Below are 17,435 nucleotides of genomic sequence, written 5' to 3'. Positions count from 1 at the left end.
CCATTTCGGGTATGCTGCGGCAAACGTTTGCCCCAGTGCAGTTTCGCGAGCGTCCAGCTCCCTCCTTGTGGAAGGTCCGGCTGCCCGCTTCTTCCATCCTGCCAAGACCTGCCTCACCGTGAGCACGATCAAAGACGTTGCTGCCCTTGCCGGGGTGTCCTTCACCACCGTCTCCCATGTCCTGAACGAAACGCGCCCGGTCAGTGCCGAGGCGCGAAGGCGCGTGCTGGCCGCAGTAGAGGAGATCGGCTACCTGCCCAGCGCGGTGGCTCGCTCCCTGCGCAAGAGCGAGACTCGCATCATCGGCGTGCTCGTGCCCAATGTGCAGAACCCCTTCTTCGCGGAGCTGGTCTGCGGCGTCGAGGAGACCTGCCGCCTGGCCGGCTACTCCGTCTTCCTCTGCAACTCCGACAACGACCCCAAGCGCCAGCAGCAGTACATGCGCACCTTGCTGGAGAAGCGCATCGACGGCCTGCTGCTGAGTTCCGCGGGCGATGACGAGGCCCTGGCCCAGATGTTCCAGATGGCCCGCGTGCCCTCGGTCACCGTGGACCGCCTGGTGCCGGGCGCCCGAGCCGACCGTGTGAGCGTCAACAACCGCGAGGGCGCCGCCGCCGCGGTGCGTCACCTGCTGGAGCTGGGCCATCGTGCCATTGGCTGCATCAGCGGGCCCGTCGAGTTCGAGGTGGCGCAGGAGCGCATCGCCGGCTGGCGCGAGACCCTGGAGGCCGCGGGCATCGAGCCCCAGGCTCATTGGCTGGTCCACAGCGACTTCAGCTCGCACGGCGGCTATGAAGCCGGCAAGCGCCTGCTGGCCACCGCGCCCGAGCTGAGTGCCGTCTTCGCCAGCAATGACCTGATGGCCCTGGGCCTCATGCGGGCCTCGGCCGAGGCCGCGCGCCCGGTGCCGGCCAGCCTGTCTGTGGTGGGCTTCGACGACATCGAGCTCTCGGCCTATGCCTATCCTTCGCTGACCACCGTGGGCTGCTCCATCAAGGAGCTGGGCCGCGAGGCGGGGCGGGCCCTGTTGGCGCGCATCGAGCAGCCGCAGGCCAGCCTGCGCGAGGTGCTGATGAAGCCGCAGTTGGTGCGGCGCGAGAGCACCGCAGCGCCGGCCGCCAAGTCCCTGGCCGCCAAGACCGCCAAGGCGGGAAAGAGCGCATGAGCACAGCGCGTGTCGTCGTCGTCGGCAGCATCAACATGGACATGGTGGCCCATGCGCGCCGTCTGCCGCGTCCGGGCGAGACCCTGCCGGGCGAGGACTTTCAGATGACGCCAGGCGGCAAGGGCGCCAACCAGGCCGTGGCTGCGGCCCGACTTGGGGCCTCGGTGAGCTTCGTCTCGCGCGTGGGCACTCGCGTGCATGGCTGTGCGCTGATCGCGGCCCTGCGCGCCGAGGGCGTGGATACCACCCATGTCATCGAGGACGAGTCCGCGCTGCCCGGCATTGCCGTCATCATGGTGGGCCGCGAGGGCGGGGAGAACAGCATCGTCTACGTGCCGGGCAGCAATGCGCAACTGACACCGGCCGATGTGCGCCTGGCCGCGGCGCCGCTGCAGCAGACCCGGGTGATGGTGGCGCAGCTGGAGGTGCCGCAGCCGGCCATCCTTGAGGCCTTCCGCCTGGCGCGGGCGCAGGGCGTGCGAACCATCCTCAATGCAGCACCGGCCCTGACGGTCGATCCCGCCCTGCTGGCCCTCACCGACTGCCTGGTGCTCAACGAGACCGAGGCCGCCCAACTGGCCGGCCTGCCCGATGCCGTGCAGTCCGCCGAGGCTGTCGCGCGCGCCGCTGCTGCCGTACTGAGGGACCAGGGCCTGCCGCGCCTGCTGATCACCTTGGGTGCGCAAGGCGTGCTGGTGGCCGATGAGCAGGGCCAGCGCCTGCTGGCGGCCCGGCGCGTGCTGGCGGTGGACACCGTCGGTGCCGGAGACACCTTTGTCGGTGGCGTGGCCACCGCCTGGGCCGAGGGGCAGTCGCTGGACGAGGCCGTGCGCCTGGGCCAGGCCGCCGCTGCGCTGGCCGTGAGCCGCGTGGGCGTGCAGGGTGCCATGCCCCGGCGCGAGGAACTCGGCCCCGAATTCGCCGCCCCCACTGTCTGAGGTCCGCATGAGCCAAGCCCTGCAGTCCCGGCCCGTGATCTTCGACACGGACCCGGGCATCGACGACGCCATGGCCCTGTGGATGCTGGCCCGCCACCCCGGGCTGGACCTGCGCGCCATCACCACCGTGCACGGCAACGCCCCGGTGGAGACCACCACGCGCAATGCCCTGGCCCTGATCGACTTCTTCGGCCTGGACGTGCCGGTGGCCGCCGGTGCGGACGACGCCCTGCTGCTGCGCACCGAGCGCTTCTTCCCCACCCAGGTCCACCATGAGGACGGGCTGGGCGGCGGTGCGGCCCTGCTGCCGGCCAGCACCCGCCAGGCGGACCCTCGGCCGGCCTGGCAGCTGATCTGCGACGAGGTCAATGCGGCACCCGGCGAGATCACTCTCGTGGCCGTGGCGCCGCTGACCAACCTGGCTCTGGCCCTGCGCCACGATCCCGGCATTGCCCGCAAGGTGCGCGAGGTCGTGCTCATGGGCGGCGCTTTCGGTCTGCACGGCCATGGCGGCAATGTGACGCCGGTGGCCGAGGCCAACATCATCAATGACCCCGAGGCCGCCGACCTCGTCTTCACGGCGCCCTGGCCCGTGGTGACCGTGGGGCTGGACGTCACCCAGCAGGTGGTGATGCCCGAGGCGCTGCTGCAGTCCCTGCGCGGCCGCCAGGGGGCCGTGGGTGACTTCTTCTGGCAGATCACGCGGCACTACCAGCGCTACTACGACGGCCGCGACGCCATCGGCGGCCTCTATGCGCACGACGCCAGTGCCGTTGTCTACTGCGTCGCGCCCGACGCCTTCCAGCTGCGCAGCGGCCCCGTCCGCGTGGCTCTGGAGGGCATTGCGCGCGGTCAGACCATCCAGGACCATCTGGGTCTGCACACCGAAAGCCCGGGCTCGCCCTGGCGCGGGTGCCCTGCCCAGCAGGTCTGTATCGACGTGGACGCCCAGCGCGTGCGCGACGAGTTCATGCAACTGTTCGACGATACGTCCAAGGCCGCACCCCCGGCCGTTTCCGGAGACCCCCGATGAGCCACACCACCGTTCTCAAGGCCCGCTGGATCCTGCCCATGACCCCGGGCTGCCAGGTGCTGGAGCAGCACGCCCTCGTGATCCAGGGCGAGCGCATCGCCGCCGTGCTGCCGCACGGCCAGGCCGCGAGCACCTACCCGGACGCCGAGCAGGTAGACCTGGGCCAGCATGTGCTGATCCCGGGCCTGATCAATGCCCATACCCACAGCGCCATGTCCCTGCTGCGCGGCGTGGCCGACGACCGCGCCCTGATGGACTGGTTGCAGAACCACATCTGGCCGCTGGAGAAGCAGTGGGTCAGCGACGACTGGGTCTACCAGGGCTCGATGCTGTCGGCCGCCGAGGCCCTGCGCGGCGGCGTGACCTACCTGAACGACATGTACTTCTTCCCCAAGGCCATGGCTAGGGCGGCGCTGGATGCAGGCATTCGAGCCGGCGTGTCCATCAATGTGATCGACTTCCCCACCGGCTACGGCTCGGGCCCGGACGACTACATTGCCAAGGGACTGGAAGCCTATGAGCAGTACAAGGGCGAAGCGCTGCTGGACTGGACCAGCGCGCCTCACGCGCCCTACACGGTGTCGGACGAAACCTTCGTCAAGCTGCGCCAGCTTTCCGAGCAGCACGGCCTGCAGATGCACTGCCACATCCACGAGACCCAGGACGAGATCGAGGGCAGCCTGAAGCAGTACGGCAAGCGGCCGCTGGCACGCCTGCATGAGCTGGGCCTGCTCAACGAGCGCATGATCGCCGTGCACATGGTTCACCTCAATGAGGCGGAGATCGAACTGATCGCGAAGCAGGGCACGCACCTGGTCCACAACCCCAGCTCCAATCTGAAGCTGGCCTCGGGTGTGGCGCCGGTGAAGGCCCTGGAAGCCGCGGGCGTCAACACCGTGCTGGGCACCGATGGCGCGGCCTCGAACAACCGCCAGGACATGTTCGCCGAGATCCGCGCCGCGGCACTGCTGGCCAAGGGCGTCACGGGCGATCCGCTGACCGTCTCGGCCCGCACTGCGCTGGAGATGGCCACCATCCGTGCCGCCCGGGCCATGGGCCGCGAGGCGGACCTGGGCTCGCTGGAGGTGGGCAAGCTGGCCGACGTGGTGGCCGTGTCGCTCGACGCGCTGGAATGCCGCCCGGTCTACCATGCCGACGCGCAGCTGGTCTATGTGGCCGGGCGCGAGCATGTCTCCGACGTGTGGGTCAATGGCCGCCGCGTGCTGCAGCAGCGCCAGCTCACCACCATCGACGTGCCGGCCCTTCTGGACCGCAGCGAGGCCATCGTGGCGCAGATGAAGGCCGGCCGCTGATCACCGCGGCCGCTTAAGGCCTGCATGACAAAGGCCCCGGGGACTCCAGCGATGGAGCCCGGGGCCTCGTGCTTTCTGGTCCGCATCAGGAGGGGGTCAGTTCTTGACAGGGCACTCCAAGGCGCAGGAGGCAAGGTGGGGCGCCTGGCTTGCAGGCGCCTGCGCTGCAAGGCGCGCGGCGTCCGGCCAACTGGGCCTAGCACCGGGGCGTCGGGCCGGACACCAGGGCAGGGGAGGCATGAAGGCGCCAACGTTTGCGCGTTGATTTGGCCCTGGCCCCGGGAGGAATCCGGCCCAAGCCTCGGTAAAATCTCGCGCTTCAAGCCGTCCGCCTGCCCGGCGGATGCGCCCCAACCTCACGCGCCTCGGCGCGCAAGTCCTGCATCCATGGCATCCACCTCCAAGCACCTGACCCACTTCGAGGGCGGCAACGCTCTTTCCGCCTTCCGCGCCCAGGCCCTGCTGCCGCGCCTGCAGGCCATCAATGAGCGCATCACGGGACTGGTGGCCCGCCATGTGCACTGGGTCTGGACGGACAGCGCGCTGGAGGCCGGCCTGCAGGACAAGCTGGCCGCGCTACTGAGCTACGGTGAGGCATACGCCGGCAGTGCCGAGGGGCAACTGGTGGTGGTGGCCCCGCGCCTGGGCACCGTCAGCCCTTGGGCCTCCAAGGCCACCGACATCGCCCACAACTGCGGCCTGGACATCCACCGCGTGGAGCGCGTCACCGAGTTCCGCATCACGCTCAAGTCAGGCCTGCTGGGCGGCACCAAGACGCTGAGCGAGGCCGAGCTGCGCGCCTGCGCCGCGCTGCTGCACGACCGCATGACCGAGAGCGTGCTCTTGCGCCGCGAGGACTGCGCCCACCTCTTCGACGAGAAGACCGCCGAGGCCCTGGAGCACGTGGACGTGCTGGGCCGTGGCCGCGCCGCCTTGGACGAGGCCAACAGCCGCTTCGGCCTGGCCCTGTCCGATGACGAGATCGACTACCTGGTGAACGCCTTCACCGCCGCACAGCGCAACCCCAGCGACGTCGAGCTGATGATGTTCGCGCAGGCCAATTCCGAGCACTGCCGCCACAAGATCTTCAATGCGAAGTTCACCATCGACGGCGTGGAGCAGGACCTCAGCCTCTTCGGCATGATCCGCAACACCGAGAAGCTCTCACCCCAGCATACGGTGATCGCCTACTCGGACAATGCCGCCGTGATGGAGGGCCATGAGCTCGAGCGCTGGATCCCGGAGGGCTATGACGCCGCTCCGAAGTACCACGCCCGCGCCGAGACCTCGCACGTGCTGATGAAGGTCGAGACCCACAACCACCCGACGGCCATCTCGCCCTTCCCGGGCGCCTCGACCGGTGCCGGCGGTGAGATCCGCGACGAAGGCGCCACCGGCCGCGGTGCCAAGCCCAAGGCGGGCCTGGCGGGCTTCTCAGTCTCCAACCTGCACCTGCCCGGCCTGCCCGAGCGCTGGGAGCAGGGCGGCGTGGGCAAGCCCGAGCACATCGCCAGCCCGCTTCAGATCATGATCGACGGCCCCATCGGCGGCGCCGCCTTCAACAACGAGTTCGGCCGCCCGAACCTCGGCGGCTACTTCCGCGTCTACGAGCAGGACGTCGATGGCGTGATGCGCGGCTATCACAAGCCCATCATGATCGCCGGCGGCATCGGTGCCATCCGCTCGGACCTGACCAAGAAGATCGAGTTCCCCGCCGGCACCCTGCTGGTCCAGCTGGGCGGCCCGGGCATGCGCATCGGCATGGGCGGCGGCGCGGCCAGCTCCATGGCGGCGGGCACCAACACGGCCGACCTGGACTTCGACTCCGTCCAGCGTGGCAACCCCGAGATCGAGCGGCGGGCCCAGGAGGTCATCAACCACTGCTGGGGCCTGGCCGACAAGAACCCCATCCTCGCCATCCATGACGTGGGTGCGGGCGGCATCTCCAACGCCTTCCCCGAGTTGGTGAACGACGCCGGCCGCGGCGCGATCTTCGACTTGCGCAAGGTCCCGCTGGAGGAGTCCGGCCTGGCGCCCAAGGAAATCTGGTGCAACGAGAGCCAGGAACGCTATGTGATGGCCATCGCTCCCGAGAGCCTGGCCATGTTCCAGGCCATGTGCGAGCGTGAGCGCTGCCCCTTTGGCGTCGTCGGCGTGGTCACCGAGGCCCGTGAGCTGATCCTGGAAGACGGCCCCGGCGGCGAGCGTGCCATCGACATGCCCATGGACACCCTGCTGGGCAAGCCGCCCAAGATGCACCGCGTGGTGAACCGCGTTCAGCGTAGCACGGCCGTGCTGGACCTCTCGCAGGCCACGCTGCAGCAGGCGGCCGTCGAGGTGCTGCGCCACCCGACCGTGGCCTCCAAGCGCTTCCTGATCACCATCGGCGACCGCACCGTGGGCGGCCTGAACCATCGCGACCAGATGGTTGGCCCCTGGCAGGTGCCGGTGGCCGATTGCGCCGTCACCCTGGCCGACTTCAAGGGCCTGCGCGGCGAGGCCATGAGCATGGGCGAGCGCACGCCGCTGGCGGCCGTTGATGCCCCCGCCTCCGGCCGCATGGCCGTGGCCGAGGCCATCACCAACCTGCTGGCCGCACCCATCGAACTCTCGCGCGTGAAGCTGTCCGCCAACTGGATGGCCGCTTGCGGCGAAGCCGGAGAGGATGCTGCGCTCTACGACACCGTCAAGGCCGTGGGCATGGAGCTGTGCCCGGCCCTGGGCGTGTCCATCCCCGTGGGCAAGGACTCCCTGTCCATGCGCACCAAGTGGACGGCGGACGGTGAAACGCGCCAGGTCACCGCGCCCGTGTCGCTGATCGTCTCGGCCTTTGCCACGCTGCCTGATGTGCGCGGCACGCTGACCCCGCAGCTGCAGCCCGGCGACACCAGCCTGATCCTGGTCGATCTCGGCCAGGGCCAGCACCGCATGGGCGGCTCCATCCTGGCGCAGACCCTGCAGCAGTTCGGCGGCGCCGTGCCCGATGTGGACGACGCGGCCCAGCTCAAGGCACTGGTCGCGGCCGTCAACGAGCTGCGCGGCCAGGGCCGCCTGCTGGCCTACCACGACCGCTCGGACGGCGGCCTGTGGGCGGCGGCCTGCGAGATGGCCTTCGCCGGCCATCTGGGCCTGAGCCTCAATGTGGACATGCTGATCACCGAGGGCGACGGCATCGGTGACAGCCGCGCCGATGTCGGCGATTCCAAGAACTGGGCCAGCCAGGTCGGCGCCCGTCGCGAGGAACTGGCGCTCAAGGCCCTGTTCAACGAGGAGCTGGGCGTGCTGCTGCAGGTGAAGACCGAGGACCGCGACGCTGTCCTGCAGGTGCTGCGCCAGCATGGCCTGTCGAGGCATTCGCATGTCATTGGCAAGCCCAATGACCGCGGCGTGGTCGAAGTCTGGCGCGACGCCAGGAAGGTCTTCGACGCCCCGCTGGAGATGCTGCACAAGGAATGGGACGGCGTGTCCTGGCAGATCGCCCGCCTGCGTGACAACCCCGCCTGTGCCGATGCCGAGCACGAGGCCGTGGGCCGCGCCGAGGACCCGGGCCGCCATGTGCAGCTGAGCTTCGACCCCAGCGAGGACGTGGCAGCGCCCTTCATCGCCACCGGTGCCCGTCCCAAGTTGGCCATCCTGCGCGAGCAGGGGGTCAACTCGCACGTCGAGATGGCCTATGTGAACGCGCTGGCCGGCTTCGACACCTTTGACGTCCACATGAGCGACCTGCAATCCGGCAAGGTCAGCCTGGAGCAATTCAAGGGCTTCATCGCCTGCGGCGGCTTCTCCTACGGCGACACCCTGGGGGCAGGCGAAGGCTGGGCCCGCTCGGTGATGTTCAACCCGGTGCTGGCCGAGCAGTTCCAGGCCTTCTTCGCCCGCTCCGACAGCTTCGCGCTGGGCGTCTGCAATGGCTGCCAGATGATGGCCGCCCTGGCGCCCATCATCCCCGGCGCCGAGGCCTGGCCCAAGTTCACCCGCAACCAGAGCGAGCAGTACGAGGCCCGCCTGGCCATGGTGGAGCTGCTGGAATCGCCCAGCATCTTCTTCCAGGGCATGGCCGGCAGCCGCCTGCCCGTAGCCGTGGCGCACGGCGAGGGCTTTGCCAACTTCGCCCAGCGTGGCAATGCCGCCCAGGTGGTGCGGGCCGCCCGTTTTGTGGACAACCACGGCCAGCCGACCGAAGCCTATCCCTTCAACCCCAACGGCAGCCCGGACGGCCTGACCTCGGTGACCACCGCCGACGGCCGCTTCACAGTCATGATGCCGCACCCCGAGCGCGTCTTCCGCAACGTGCAGATGAGCTGGACCTCCGGTGACCTGGGCGCCCTGAGCCCCTGGGCCCGCATGTTCCGCAACGCTCGCCGCTGGCTGGGCTGATCGGGGTGGCTCGCGCGCTGCTGCCTTCGATGCCCGAGGGCGGTGGCCGTTCGCCCGAACTCCAGCATTTCCGGGCTTTCGAGGCCATCCACCGCCTGGGCAGCCTGACGGCGGCGGGGCAGGAGCTGGGCATCAGCCAGCCTGCCTTGTCAAAGGTGCTGGGCCTGCTGCGCCGCTACTATGGCGACGAGCTCTTCGTGCGCGGCAAGCAGGGCATGCGGCCCACGCCCCTGGCACGCCGGCTGGTGCCGGACGTGCAGCAGCTGATGGGCCTGTTCGAGCACCGCCTGCGCGCGCAGGCGGGCTTCGATCCGGCGCGTTCCTCGCGCACCTTCCGCATCAGCTGCACCGAGGTCGGCGCCATCCACTTCATGCCGCGCCTGCTGGCCGCTGTGCGCGACAAGGCCCCGGGCGTGCGCTGGGAGGTCGTGCCCCTGGCCGGCGAGGCCCTGGGCAGCCTGCTGGCCTCGGGCGAGATCGATCTGGTGCTGACGGCCTACCAGGCTCAGCGGCCGGGGCTCAGCTCGCAGGCGCTGTACAGCGTGGGCCATCGCTGCCTGGTGCGCGAGGGGCATCCGCGCATCGGGCAAGACCTGACCCTGGAGCGCTTCTGCGCCGAGAAGCATGTGGTGGCCTCGATCAATGACAGCCAGCACGCCTACCGCCGCGTGGAGCAGGCCATCGTCCAGGCGGCAGGCGAGGGCGCCATTGGCCTGCGCGTGCATTCGCTGCTGATCGCGCCCTTCATCGTGGCCCAGTCCGACCACATCTTCACCGCCACCGAGCAGATTGCCCAGCAGATGGCGCAGCTGCCCGGCCTGCGGCTCCTGCCTTGCCCGTTGCCGCTGCCGCCCATCGTCGTCCACCAGTACTGGCACAGCCGCCTGGACCAGGACCCGGCCGTCGGCTGGCTGCGGGCTCTGGTGGCGCAGCACTTCGCCCAGCCCCTCCCTGAGGACCATGCCGTCCAGGCATGAAGCTCATACCCGCACCGGCATCTTGCTTGCGCGCCCGCGCGGCAGGCCTTGCAATGCGCGCACGACGGCAGTCGTAGCTCAGGCGAGAGGAGTCCCGCCGCCCCGGCTTGCAGGGGCAGTCCGGCTGACGAGACCAAGGCGTCGGCCTGGATGCGGGCTGAGGGAGGGACAGTGGAGGCTGATCCTTCCGCGGACGGGCCCCGCAGCTGATGCGGCGGGGCCCCGTTCTTTGGCCGGGACCATTGGGCGGACCCGGTGGGGCCAGGTCTTGCGCGCCCGACTGGCCGCTCAGACCATCGTCAGGATGGGCGCCACCTTGGGCAGGCGGATCTCGAAGCGGCTGCCCTGGCCCGGCTCGCTGTGCAGGCTGATGCTGCCGCCCAGCACGGTGCACACGAGGTTGTAGACGATGTTGAGGCCTAGGCCTGTTCCGCCTCGTCCCATCTTGGTGGTGAAGAAGGGGTCGAAGGCCCGGCGCCGGACCTCCTCGCTCATGCCGATGCCGTCGTCCTCCACCACCAGCAGGTAGTCGCTGGCGGAAACGCTGCGGGCGCTGATCCTCACGCGGCCCTGCTCGCGGCCCTCGAAGGCATGGAGCAGGGCGTTGAGAAGCAGGTTGCTGAGCACCTGGCCCAGCGGCCCGGGATAGCCCTCCAGTGGCCCCTCGACAGCCAGCTCGGCCTCCAGCAGGTAGGGTGTGGTCTTCCAGCGTGCGCGCAGCAGGCTGATCACGTCGCCCACGACGGCATCTAGGGCATAGCTGCGCCGCTGCATGCTGGTCTGGTCGACCGAGAGCTGCTTGAAGTGGCTGACCAAGTCATTGGCCGTGTCCAGGCCGCGCAGCAGGATGTCGCAGGCCTGGCCGGCTTCCTGCAGATAGCCGTCCAGCGTGGATCGACGCATCTGGCCACTGTCGAACTCATGCCGGATTTCCCGGGTGCGTTCCTGCAGCGTCGAGGCTGTAGTGAGGCAGTTGCCCAGCGGCGTGTTCAGCTCATGGGCCACGCCGGCCACCATGGAACCCAGGCCGGCCAGCTTCTCGGAGCGGAGCAGGCCATCCTGCGCGTCCTTCAGGTGCTGAAGGGCCGCCCGCAGTTCCAGCGTGCGCTGCTGCACGCGGGACTCGAGCTCGGCATTGAGCTGCCGCAGCTCCGACTCGGCCGCACGCTGGGCGGTGATGTCGCGGGCCACGCCCAGGTAGCCGATGGCCTGGCCATCCCGCCCACGCACATGGCTGACGCTGAGCGAGACCCAGAGCCGTCGGCCGTCCTTGCGCAGGTAGGTCCATTCCCGCGTTTCGCTGCCCAGCTCGCGGGCCAGCAGCACAAAGGTCTCGAAGCCCTCGACCGTCGTGCCGCGCAGCCGGCTGAGTTCGGCGGCACGCTGCACGACCTCCTGGGGATCATGCAGGCAGGCCGGCGAGCGCCCCAGCAGCTCGGCCTCGGCATAGCCCAGCATGTGTTCGGCGCCGCGGTTGAACAGCAGGATGTGGCCGACCATGTCGGTGGCGATGATGGCCACCTCCTGCGCCGCGTCGAGCACGGCCTGCAGGCGGTCGCGTGCGACCGTCAGCTCCTGCTGCGAGCGGCGCAGCGCGACCTCGGCCTCCTTGGCCTCCGTGATGCTGCGCCCGGTGCCGCGGTAGCCCTTGAAGCGGCCCTCGGCATCAAAGAAGGGCACGCCGGAGATGCTCACATGGCGGACGCTGCCATCGGGCGTGCGCTGCGCATATTCGAAGTCGCGGAAGGGCTCGCGCCGGGCCAGCTGGGCCTTGTGCTCCTCCCAGTCGATGCCGGGCAGCAGGGCGGGGGAGTCCCAGCGGTGATGGCCCAGCACCGAGCTGCTCTGCACTTCCGTGGCTTCCTCGGCGATGCGCGAGATGTAGGTGAAGCGCAGCTGCTCGTCCTGCTCCCAGACCCAGTCGGAGGCCAGGGCCGCCATGCTGCGGAAGCGGGCCTGCGACTCCTCCAGCTGCTCACGCATCTGCTGGCCTTCCTGGATTTCTCGGGCGAGGGTCTCGTTGCGCTGCTGCAGCACCCGGCTTTGCCGCACCAGCAGGGCCAGCAGCAGGCTCAAAACGCCGCCGGCTACGGCGGCAGCCAGCACCTCCGCCGATTGCCAGCGAAAAGGCTGGTCCTGCCAACCGTCGGTGGGCTGGGCCGCCAGCAGCCACTGCGCGCCCGGCACCTGCACCCGCTGTTGCACCAAGTCCCGCGGCGGCAGCTTGAGGAGGGCGGACTGGCCCCAGATCAGAGGGCCGGCCTCCTTGCCGCCCCTGGATTCGGTCAGCAGCAGGCCGAGTTCCGGATGGGCGCCCAGGCCTGCATCGGCCATGAAGCGGTCCAGGTCTGCCACCACGGACACCATGCCCCAGTAGCGGGGCGCGGCGGGCGGTGACGAGGGCAGGAAGACGGGGTTGCGCAGAATCAAGCCTTGACCGCCCTGCACCAGCTGCACCGGGCCAACCAGCAACGCGGCCTGGCTCTCCCGGGCTTGCTGAACCTGGCGCCACTGGGCTGGCACGCTGCGGTAGTCCAGTCCCAGGGCCCGTTCGTTGCCGGGGAGGGGGTAGACCAGCCGCACCACATCATCTGGTGCGATGGCGATGCTGCGCACCTGCGGGTAAAGCTTGATCGCCTTCTCGGTCAGCATGGCGAAGCGGGCTTCGCTGATCGCGCCGTCCAGCTGGATCATGGCCTCCAGAGACTGGCTGGGGGCGAAGGTGTTGCGGGCGACCAGCTCCAGGCGGCTGCGCAGCAGGTCCAGTTGCTCGGCCACCCGCTGGCGCTCCTGTTCGGCTGAATGCCGCGCATCCAGGCGCGCCAGTGTCGCGCAGACCAGCAGGCTCAGCAGGAGGCTCAAGGCCACCGGCCAGTAGCCCAGGCCCAGGGCCCACCAGTCACGCTGGGGGCGGTGCCGCACAGCCTCAGCCATGGCCGGGACCTTTCAGGCGCGCGTGATGGGGGACGGGTGGCGGCATGCCGGGCTGCAGCGGAGGCTGGATCCGCTCCACGGTATCACAGCCCGGGCAGGCCTTGCATGGCTTCAGTGCGGGGCTGTGGCATTGGCCACAGGTCCGCCGCGCCGCTGCGGGCCGCGCTCAGTGAGCAGCGTTGGGCCGGGCCTTGTAGAACTGGATGGGCGCGGCCGGCAGCTGCTGCAGCACGCTCTTCTTGATCTTGCCAACCACGTGCATCTCGCAGGGCTTGCAGTCGAAGCGCAGGGTGAGCTTCTCCTTGCCGTTGACCAACTGCATGGGCTCGGCGCGCACCGTGCCCTGCACCCCGGTCACGCCCTTGGCCTGCTTGGGGCACAGGGACAGCGAGTAGCGCACGCAGTGCTTGGTGATCATGAGGCTGACCTCGCCTTGCTCCTCGTGGCTTTCGTAGGCGGCCTCGATGACGCGCACGCCGTGGCGGGCGTAGAAGTCACGGGCGGGGTGGTTGAAGACATTGGCCAGGTAGGACAGGGTGTCTTCCGGATAGGGCGCCGGGGGCTCCACCGGCCGGGCCCGCGGCATCCGGGGCAGGGCGGCCAGGCGCGTGGCCTCGAGCTGCTCGACGGCCTCGCGGCGAAGGGCATTGAGCTGGCTGGCCGGCACGAACAGGGGGCGCGACCACAGCAGGTGCAGCTCGCGCGTCTCGAAGACCGTGGCGCCCAGCTTGGCGAGGGCCTCGCGCGCGCCGGCCTCGGCCCGCTCGGCCTGCTGGGCGGCCTGCTTGTCCAGGGGCAGCTCGACATAGGCGGCGTGGCCGTCCTCGTCTGTCAGCTGCAGGGCAATGCCTTCGGGTGTCTCCATCAGGCTGAGGTCCAGGGCGATGCGGCGCTCGGCGGACTTCTTCTCCAACTGCCGGTCCCAGGCCATGTCGCGGTTGCGGGACAGGGCCACGCCGCGGCGCAGGTCCTTCAGCGAGTCCATGGCCTCGTTGGGCTCGACGCGCCAGCGTCGATCCTGCGCATCCAGGGGCGTGGCCACGTTGACGCGCAGTCCCACCAGCTCCTTTTTCAGGTCCAGGTAGGTGAGGGCGTCGCCATTGTTGAGGGGGCTCACGCCCGGCTCCAGTTCCAGCTCGAAGCCCTCGCCATCGGCCTTGCTGACCCAACCCAGCGGCAGGCCGGCATGCTTGGGGGTGTCGAAGGCGCCGATGTCCTCCTTGCGGCCGGTGACGAAGTAGTCTGTGCTTCCGCGGTTGAAGCTGCGCTCGGGGTCCGGCGTGAAGAAGAGGCGGGTGCGGCCGCTGGAGGCGCGGGCCAGGCCGGGGCGCTCCTCCAGGATGTCGTCCAGCAGGCGCCGGTAGTGGCCGGTGATGTTCTTCACATAGCCCATGTCCTTGTAGCGGCCCTCGATCTTGAAGCTGCGCACGCCAGCGTCGATCAGTGCACGCAGATTGGCGCTCTGGTCGTTGTCCTTCATGGACAGCACATGCTTCTGGTGGGCCACGATACGGCCCTGGGCGTCCAGCACCTCGTAGGGCAGGCGGCAGGCCTGGGAGCAGTCGCCACGGTTGGCGCTGCGGCCGGTGTGGGCGTGGCTGATGAAGCACTGGCCGCTGTAGGCCACGCACAGGGCGCCGTGGATGAAGAACTCCAGCTGAGCGGAGGTGAGCGCGCCCGCCATGGCGCGGATCTGCGGCAGGGTCAGCTCGCGGGCGGCCACGACCTGCGAGAAGCCGGCGTCCTGCAGAAAACGGGCCTTCTCCGGCGTACGGATGTCGCATTGCGTGCTGGCATGCAGCTGGATGGGCGGCAGATCGATCTGGGTGAGGCCCATGTCCTGCACGATGAGCGCGTCGGCGCCAGCCTCGTAGACCTGCCAGGCCATGCGGCGTGCGTCCTCCAGTTCGTCGTCGCGCAGGATGGTGTTGAGGGTGATGAAGATGCGCGCGCCATAGCGGTGGGCGTGGCGAACCAGGCGCTCGATGTCCTGGATCTCGTTGCTGGCGTTGTGGCGGGCGCCGAAACCGGGGCCGCCGATGTAGACGGCGTCGGCGCCGTGGTTGACGGCTTCGATGCCGATGTCGGCGGTCTTGGCCGGGGCCAGGAGTTCGAGGTGCTTGGGCGAGGCGCTCATGGCGGCGATTTTATCGGCGCCGCGCCGCTGTCGATTCGTCGCGCGGGCTGTCCGTTTGTCTCTGTGCCGGGTGCCGGCGGCAGCGCGTTTGCCTAGACTCCGCCCATCCAGTCCTTTTCATCGGGAGCGAGGGCATGAACGATGCGTCGGTGATCCTGCAGGCACGCGGCCTGCGCAAGCGCTACGGGGCGCAGGAAGTGGTCCGCTCCATGGACCTGAGCCTGCGGCGTGGCGAGGTCCTAGGCCTGCTGGGCCCCAACGGCGCGGGCAAGAGCACCACGGTCTCCATGATCGCCGGCCTGATCGATGCGGATGGCGGTGACTGCCTGATCGAGGGCCAGCCCATGCGGGGTGATGCCGACCCGCGCAAGGGCCTGCTGGGCCTGGTGCCCCAGGAGCTGGCCCTGCACGAGACCCTTAGCGCGGCGAGCAATCTGCGGGCTTTCGGGGCCCTCTACGGCCTGGCTGGCCAGCGCCTGACCCAACGGGTGGATGCCGCCCTGGACATCGCCGGCCTGCGCGACCGAGCCGGCGACATCGTGGCCGAATTCAGCGGCGGCATGAAGCGCCGGCTGCACATCGCCTGCGCCCTGCTGCACGACCCGGCCATCGTGATCCTGGACGAGCCCACCGTGGGCGTGGACCCGCAGAGCCGCAATGCCATCTTCGAGGCCCTGCTGGCCCTGCGGGATGCAGGCAAGGCCCTGCTCTACACCACGCACTACATGGAGGAGGCCGAGCGCCTGTGCGATCGCCTGCTGATCGTGGACCACGGTCAGATCGTGGCCTCGGGACGCACCCGCGAACTGCTGGACGCAGCGGTGCTGGCGACCACCGTCTGCCTGGATCTGGACCGGCCGATCAAGGCAGGCCTGGCCGAAGCCCTGGGTCAGTTGCCGGGCGTGCAGCCGCTGGCCGGCGGTGAGCGCCCGCAGCAGCTGCGCCTGGAGCTGGCCTCGCTGGCCGTCCTGCCGACCGTGCTGCAGCGCCTGGCCGGCCTGGAGGTGCGCCTACAGGGACTGCACACCGAGCGGCCCAGCCTGGAGCAGCTCTTCCTGTCCCTCACGGGGCGCCAATTGCGCGATTGAGCGAGGGGACGAACATGACACATGCATTGATCGCCCTGGTGCGTACCCAGCTGCAGCTGTACCTGAAGAACCGCAAGGCCCTGATCACCCACCTGCTGATGCCCATCCTGATCGCCGCCTTCTTCGGCAGCCTCTTCGGCGACAGCGGTGCGAAGGAGACGGCGCGGCTGAAGGTCGCCTGGGTCGATGAGGACGGCTCGGCCCTGAGCCAGCGCATTGGCCTGCAACTGCAGCAGGACGGCAAGCTGGCGGTGCTGGCGATGACACGCGCTGAGGCCGAGGCCGCGGTCCGCAAGGGCGAGCGCCGGGCGGCTGTGCTGATGCCGGCCGGCTTCGGCACCCGGGCCTCGCGCTGGTGGGACCGCCACGAGTTGCCCGAGGTGCAGCTCTGGTATGACCCGAGCGAGTCGATGTCGGCCCAGATACTGGAGGGTCTGCTCGCCCAGCATGCGATGCGTGAGACCCTGTCCCAGGGCTTCGGCCATGGGCAGGCTGGGGCAGGGCTGGCCACGGTGGAATCCGAGATCGAGGGCAGCGACCTCCCCGCCGCGCGCCGTGAGCAGCTCAAGGCGCTGGCTCGCACGGTGAACGATCTGCAGACGCCGCAGCCCGGTGAAGCGCCGGCCTCGGGCGCCGCCGCGGCTGCAGGATCGCCCGGCGAGGTGCTGAGCCTGCCGTACGCGCTCAAGACCCAGGCCCTCAGCGCCGGCCAGGCGGGCTACAACAGCTATGCGCACAGCTTCTCGGGCATGGGGGTGCAGTTCGTGCTGATGCTGGGCGTGGAGCTGGGCGTCGGCCTCCTGATGGCCCGGCGCAGCGGCATGTGGCAGCGCTTGCGCGCCGCGCCCCTGTCCAAGGGGCTGCTGCTGGGCAGCCACTTCCTGAGCATCTGGATCATCGCCTCGGCGGTGCTGCTGGTGGTGCTGGCCGCGGGCATGGCCGTGTTCGGCTTCCGCGTGCAGGGCAGCCTGCCAGGCTTCGTGCTGGTGGTGCTGGGCATGGGCGCGTTCACGGCGGGCTTCGGCCTGGCCCTGGCGGCGCTGGGTGGCTCGCCGGAGACCACGCGCGGCCTGGCCATCATGGCTTCGCTGATGCTGGTGATGCTGGGCGGCGCCTGGGTTCCCAGCTTCGTCTTCCCGGCCTGGCTGCAAGACCTGACCCTCTGGGTGCCGTTGCGCTGGGCCGTCGATGGCCTGGACGCCATGACCTGGCGCGGCCAGGGCCTGGCCACGGCCCTTCTCGCGGCGGCGGTGCTGTTCGGCAGCGCACTCCTGCTCACCGGTCTGGCCATCTGGCGCTTCCGCTGGCGTGAGTGAGCCGCATCGGAACAGGCAAGACCTGACCCTGCTCCAGCTGCCGGCTTCCTGGTGTGCGGCAGTCGCACAGGCGTTGCAACGCTCGGTACTCCGGGGTCATCGCAGGCAGCCCGGCCGGCGTTGCGCTGCGGGGTGTCAAGCGCCGTTTGCGTAGGGG

The 17,435-nt window shown here is 69.6% G+C and carries 10 protein-coding genes; 8 read left to right on the top strand and 2 right to left on the bottom strand.

The genetic code is table 11. The features are described from left to right. Positions 1-118 precede the first annotated feature (118 nt). From H5407_RS11110 to H5407_RS11085, 6 genes are all read left to right on the top strand, one after another. A complete protein-coding gene (locus tag H5407_RS11110; protein WP_183104515.1) occupies positions 119-1,165 on the top strand; it encodes a LacI family DNA-binding transcriptional regulator in 1,047 nt (348 codons plus the stop codon). After that, entirely contained in the window at positions 1,162-2,103 is a 942-nt protein-coding gene (gene rbsK, locus H5407_RS11105; protein WP_183104514.1) for a ribokinase, read from the top strand. The genes H5407_RS11110 and rbsK overlap by 4 nt, the downstream gene beginning before the upstream one ends. A 7-nt stretch (positions 2,104-2,110) precedes the next feature. After that, positions 2,111-3,136: a nucleoside hydrolase gene (locus H5407_RS11100; RefSeq protein WP_183104513.1), complete on the top strand. Its 1,026-nt coding sequence runs from the start codon at positions 2,111-2,113 to the stop codon at positions 3,134-3,136. After that, positions 3,133-4,449: a TRZ/ATZ family hydrolase gene (locus tag H5407_RS11095; protein ID WP_183104512.1), complete on the top strand. Its 1,317-nt coding sequence runs from the start codon at positions 3,133-3,135 to the stop codon at positions 4,447-4,449. Before H5407_RS11100 ends, H5407_RS11095 begins: the two co-directional genes overlap by 4 nt. A 387-nt stretch (positions 4,450-4,836) precedes the next feature. Beyond that, positions 4,837-8,826, top strand: coding sequence for a phosphoribosylformylglycinamidine synthase (gene purL / locus H5407_RS11090; protein ID WP_183104511.1), 3,990 nt, complete (start codon positions 4,837-4,839; stop codon positions 8,824-8,826). Positions 8,827-8,831: 5 nt separating this feature from the next. Continuing rightward, on the top strand, positions 8,832-9,803 hold the full coding sequence (locus tag H5407_RS11085) for a LysR family transcriptional regulator (protein ID WP_183104510.1): 972 nt from the start codon (positions 8,832-8,834) through the stop codon (positions 9,801-9,803). 288 nt (positions 9,804-10,091) lie between these two features. Here the strand turns inward: H5407_RS11085 and H5407_RS11080 are convergent, their stop codons facing one another. Together H5407_RS11080 and H5407_RS11075 are read right to left on the bottom strand one after the other, a co-directional pair. Then, entirely contained in the window at positions 10,092-12,737 is a 2,646-nt protein-coding gene (locus H5407_RS11080) for a PAS domain S-box protein (RefSeq protein ID WP_183104509.1), read from the bottom strand. A 166-nt stretch (positions 12,738-12,903) separates the two neighbouring features. Next, positions 12,904-14,874, bottom strand: a complete 1,971-nt coding sequence (locus H5407_RS11075; protein ID WP_183104508.1) for a U32 family peptidase — start codon at positions 14,872-14,874, stop codon at positions 12,904-12,906. A gap of 134 nt (positions 14,875-15,008) precedes the next feature. Between H5407_RS11075 and H5407_RS11070 the strand changes: the two genes are divergently transcribed. Further along, a complete protein-coding gene (locus H5407_RS11070; protein ID WP_183104507.1) occupies positions 15,009-15,962 on the top strand; it encodes an ABC transporter ATP-binding protein in 954 nt (317 codons plus the stop codon). A gap of 14 nt (positions 15,963-15,976) precedes the next feature. Beyond that, entirely contained in the window at positions 15,977-17,278 is a 1,302-nt protein-coding gene (locus tag H5407_RS11065) for an ABC transporter permease (protein ID WP_183104506.1), read from the top strand. The last annotated feature ends 157 nt before the right edge of the window (positions 17,279-17,435 follow it).

It is taken from the genome of Mitsuaria sp. WAJ17 (assembly GCF_014174515.1).
Taxonomy (GTDB): domain Bacteria; phylum Pseudomonadota; class Gammaproteobacteria; order Burkholderiales; family Burkholderiaceae_C; genus Roseateles_B.
This window is presented reverse-complemented; position numbering and strand designations above follow the sequence as displayed.

Coding starts and splice junctions, on each gene's coding strand:
- H5407_RS11065 (WP_183104506.1), top strand. CDS start 15,977: ATGACACATGCATTGATCGCCCTGGTGCGTACCCAGCTGCAGCTGTAC.
- H5407_RS11080 (WP_183104509.1), bottom strand. CDS start 12,737: ATGGCTGAGGCTGTGCGGCACCGCCCCCAGCGTGACTGGTGGGCCCTG.
- purL (WP_183104511.1), top strand. CDS start 4,837: ATGGCATCCACCTCCAAGCACCTGACCCACTTCGAGGGCGGCAACGCT.
- rbsK (WP_183104514.1), top strand. CDS start 1,162: ATGAGCACAGCGCGTGTCGTCGTCGTCGGCAGCATCAACATGGACATG.
- H5407_RS11075 (WP_183104508.1), bottom strand. CDS start 14,874: ATGAGCGCCTCGCCCAAGCACCTCGAACTCCTGGCCCCGGCCAAGACC.
- H5407_RS11095 (WP_183104512.1), top strand. CDS start 3,133: ATGAGCCACACCACCGTTCTCAAGGCCCGCTGGATCCTGCCCATGACC.
- H5407_RS11070 (WP_183104507.1), top strand. CDS start 15,009: ATGAACGATGCGTCGGTGATCCTGCAGGCACGCGGCCTGCGCAAGCGC.
- H5407_RS11100 (WP_183104513.1), top strand. CDS start 2,111: ATGAGCCAAGCCCTGCAGTCCCGGCCCGTGATCTTCGACACGGACCCG.